The 3,738-nt window shown below is 41.7% G+C and carries 5 protein-coding genes and 1 pseudogene; 1 reads left to right on the forward strand and 5 read right to left on the reverse strand.

The features are described 5' to 3' along the window. Positions 1-316: 316 nt before the first annotated feature. The 5 genes and pseudogenes from PX482_RS16620 to PX482_RS16640 form a co-directional block, all read right to left on the reverse strand. Positions 317-892, reverse strand: coding sequence for a Uma2 family endonuclease (locus PX482_RS16620; protein ID WP_288024013.1), 576 nt, complete (start codon positions 890-892; stop codon positions 317-319). A gap of 216 nt (positions 893-1,108) precedes the next feature. Next, a pseudogene (locus PX482_RS16625) lies at positions 1,109-1,552 on the reverse strand (transposase family protein); the annotation flags it as partial. A gap of 143 nt (positions 1,553-1,695) precedes the next feature. Next, positions 1,696-2,505 carry a DNA adenine methylase gene (locus PX482_RS16630; RefSeq protein WP_288122712.1) on the reverse strand — a complete coding sequence of 270 codons (810 nt, stop codon included), beginning with the start codon at positions 2,503-2,505 and terminating at the stop codon, positions 1,696-1,698. A 115-nt stretch (positions 2,506-2,620) separates the two neighbouring features. Further along, on the reverse strand, positions 2,621-2,977 hold the full coding sequence (locus PX482_RS16635; RefSeq protein ID WP_002760242.1) for a type II toxin-antitoxin system PemK/MazF family toxin: 357 nt from the start codon (positions 2,975-2,977) through the stop codon (positions 2,621-2,623). Then, positions 2,974-3,222: a hypothetical protein gene (locus PX482_RS16640; protein WP_002760243.1), complete on the reverse strand. Its 249-nt coding sequence runs from the start codon at positions 3,220-3,222 to the stop codon at positions 2,974-2,976. Before PX482_RS16640 ends, PX482_RS16635 begins: the two co-directional genes overlap by 4 nt. A 401-nt stretch (positions 3,223-3,623) precedes the next feature. Here PX482_RS16640 and PX482_RS16645 point away from each other — a divergent pair. Beyond that, positions 3,624-3,738, forward strand: a 115-nt coding sequence (locus PX482_RS16645) for a helix-turn-helix domain-containing protein (protein WP_186814364.1), incomplete at its 3' end; no start/stop codon positions are given.

The raw sequence follows: 3,738 nt of genomic DNA on the forward strand, positions 1-3,738 counted from the left end.
CGGGGGAAAATTCAGGTACTTTTTCCCTGAAAATTAGGTAGTTGACCACCTCAAAACTGGTAAAACCCCACACCCCACCTGCCCCCCCCGATGTCGGGGGGGTTGGGGGGGCCACACCCTGCCCCCAGGAAAAGCTTTTTGCCGCAAACCCTAAGTAGGTAGGTGTTAAAAATTATCAGATACCACCCTTATCAAGGAGGCAGGGGGGATCAAAGACAAAATCTATCTTCAATTTAATTATAACCACTTACTTAACCTTAAAAGCATTGAATTCCGTCTAACGACCAAGTTAGTCCTCGTGCTTCTCCCCCGACTTCTACTTACTTTGTCTAGCTTGACCAACTTTTAGCCATGCAAAGATTTGTTGTGGAGTCAGTGTCAACTGAACCCCTGCAATTACCTTAAGCTGGTGATCCCCTCTGCAAACTTCCGGCTCTTGTTGGGGAGTAAACATTAAAACAGAATAATCATCTGGATCAAGCATCCATCCTAATTTACTGCCATGTTTTAAACAATGTAAAATGTTGTCAATTACACGGTTTACCTTTTGATCAGGTGAAAGAATTTCGATAGTCCAATCAGGTGCTTCGGTAAAGTCGTCCTCTGGTTCACCTGCTTGATTGAGGTTAATTCGATTCCATGCAATTACGGCAACATCAGGAACGAGCGAACGCCCGCCGAAGGTACATCGCAACTCAGGTAAGGCTGTATAATCAACAGTATGGCTGTCAACCTCAGCTAAAAGACGTTTTTGCAGGATAGAGTGTCGAGTCTTAGGCATGGGTTTCTGAATTGCGACTCCATGCAAGTATTCCCATGCTGGAGAATCCTCCAAATATGGCAATTTGAGGAAATCTTCAAGGGTGAGACTCTCAGTCAAGGAAGTCGTCATCGGTTCAAGCAAAGGTTTTTTTTGTGACTTTATTATAAATGAACTTTATCTGGGTTGCTTACCGACGATTCAGGTATATTTGATGAGAATTTGCCCTCTCAATCAAATCGGTCGATTTCTTAACTATTCTGACTGACTGGTATCACTGGAAATGCCCACGGGGATCACAAAATTGGCCAATTGTCAATAGCTTTTCAGATGCTCTCACCTTGGTTATGGCGCTTCCCACTCTTCCTTTTCTAGTTCTTTAGCAAAGTGATTAAATATTAACCCAACTTCTTACGATCCTAACCCTTCTTCTCGACTTATTTCTTCGATACTAGAATTTTTTACTCTCTCATAAATCATCGATTCATAGCGGATTGTATGATGCTGTCTTAATCTCATAAAACTCAATCTTTCGCTAATATACTTTTGGCACTTTTGACAATGAAACTGGCGGCGTGGTACTTCTAAATATACCAGATTGCCTAATATTGATAAATCTCTGACTAGATTGTACTCTGTCTGATTGATTCTGTCCAATATTTGATGACAATTCGGACATTCAATTGTTTCATTTAAAAGAGCGAGCTTTAGGAAAATTGTCTGATCAATTTTTTGATAATTGACCACTGTTACATTTGGTAAATCGAGGAGTTGATCAAAATTTATCCACATAACCCACCTCCTGTCCTGTATTACTATTATACCATGCTCACACAGAACCTAGAAGAGCCTCTTGCTTTCGAGGGTGTTGGGTAACAGTCGTCAACCCAACCTATAAAATTAGCTTACTGCTACTCAGTGCCTTCGGCATCGCACTAATAATTTTTGATCATTAATTCTCTCCCCGCCGCTGCCTGTCCTTGTTTATAATTATTCATGCCATACTGAAGATTCCACTCGATAATATGGGCAAAATCAAAGAGTTTTCGTATCTCTGGACAATCATCGTAGGTAATTAACCATTTAGCCTGACATTGACGCATATTATCGGCAAAACGTTGATGATCGAAGCTGGTATGTAAATTACCTCTCACACCGTACAAACGGGATTTTGTGGCACTATAGTAGGGGGGATCGAGAAAGATAAAAACTTCTTTTCCCTCAGCAAATAATAATTCTTCGTAGTCTTGGTTAGTAATTTTTACTGATGCTAATAACGGCGCAATTTGAGTTAATCTGGCCATTGATGAATCAGTAAATCTACTGGTAAAAGCAGCTTGAGAATAACCTCCCGAATCCACTGTTCCCGAAAAAGTAATCCGATTTAAGATAAAAAAACGCACTGCTTTCTCAAAGTCGGTTAACTTTAAATCTTCCCTTGTCAAATCTTGAAATAATTCTCGTCCCTTATCATATTTCTGTTTAATTTCTGTTATTTTTGCTACCAAAAACTCAATATTTTCTTGAGGGCATTGCCAGAAACAATATAAATCATAATTTAAGTCATTAATCCAATAGGTTTTTATTTGTTGTCCAAAGAGTTGCTTAACAGCAAAAAATACAGAACCCCCACCAAAAAAAGGTTCTCGATATTCCCTAATATTGACAGGAATTTGCGGCAGAATTTGCTTAATTGCCCGGGATTTCCCCCCGGGATAACGCAAGGGACTTTTAATTGTTGACATTTTATACTAAATCCGTTTATTAAAGACTGATTATCTATTCCCCCTTTCGCCTTTTGCATGAGTGCCTGTCCTGATATGTAGCCTATACTCATAAGAATTCCGTTTAATTCCACATTTAGGACTCGTATCCTAAGGTTAGCAAAACCACTTCTTCCAATTGGGCAATTATTTCGGGACTCAGTTGTCCCAGTGTGCGGATCAAACGAGTTTTATCCAGCACTCTCATCTGAAAACATAGGGCAACAGAATCTTGGCCGAGTCCACCATTACCCTGTTCTATCAGTAAGCATATAGGCAAAGCAGCGCGACGTTGGTTGGTGGTGAGCGGAATAGCAATGATCGTAGTTGAGAACTGGGAAACAAGGTCATTCTGGAAAATGATGACGGGACGAATGCCCGCTTGTTCAGAACCTTGAGTTGGATTGAGGTCGGCTAACCAGACTTCACCCCGTTTCAGAGGATTAGTCATCATTGGTCTTCTTGATGGAGTATTACTGCATAGTCATTCATACCTTCTTCAGCAAAGGCGCGATCTTCATCAGCAAACTCTGCAAACAGATCGGCCAGTTGCATTGGATCGAGAACAGCCTGATGACGCTGACTGCGAAACTTTAAGAAGGCAATAAAATCAGCCACTTGCTGAAGCTGATTATCAGTTAGTCGATCCAAGTCTTGCTTAAGAGCTTCAGCACTTACTGGCATAGGAAGAAAAAACATTCCGACTTCCCCATTATAAGAGATCCTGGCCAACAGCCGTCTTCAACAAACCCCCATGAGTCCCTGAGCGCGTAGCGGGGTAGGGAGGACGTTCAGACGTTCGGACGTTATCAGTTACTACTGTCTGATTCACCCGCGCTGCTAGACCCATTACCACCTGAAGTTGCCGAGGGATTTGTTAGATTAGGAGTAGGTTTAGGGGTTGTCTGGGAAGCCTTTGGAGGTTGGGGACGTAGCTTGACCACTCCATTCCAACTACGCTTCACAGTTACAGATTGACGATGAGTATCAGAGGATTTTTCTTGGCTCATCGAAAATTTGGGTCTGAAACCCCGTCGTTCTACGACGGCTTTACTGTTAAATATTAGCGCATTTACACGATATATGCTAGAATGTGAGATATGGAGAAAGCCTATTCGTTTCGATTTTACCCAACACCAGAACAAGAGTCGCTATTGCGGCGCACATTGGGCTGTGTAAGATTAGTTTACAACAAAGCTCTCCACGAACGAACAC

The organism is Microcystis sp. M53602_WE12, from assembly GCF_030065455.1.
In the GTDB taxonomy this organism is placed as follows: Bacteria; Cyanobacteriota; Cyanobacteriia; order Cyanobacteriales; family Microcystaceae; genus Microcystis; species Microcystis aeruginosa.

What these genes read in the sequence shown, in the direction of transcription:
- PX482_RS16620 (WP_288024013.1), bottom strand. Translation starts at nt 892, where the DNA reads ATGACGACTTCCTTGACTGAGAGTCTCACCCTTGAAGATTTCCTCAAA.
- PX482_RS16630 (WP_288122712.1), bottom strand. Translation starts at nt 2,505, where the DNA reads ATGTCAACAATTAAAAGTCCCTTGCGTTATCCCGGGGGGAAATCCCGG.
- PX482_RS16635 (WP_002760242.1), bottom strand. Translation starts at nt 2,977, where the DNA reads ATGATGACTAATCCTCTGAAACGGGGTGAAGTCTGGTTAGCCGACCTC.
- PX482_RS16640 (WP_002760243.1), bottom strand. Translation starts at nt 3,222, where the DNA reads ATGTTTTTTCTTCCTATGCCAGTAAGTGCTGAAGCTCTTAAGCAAGAC.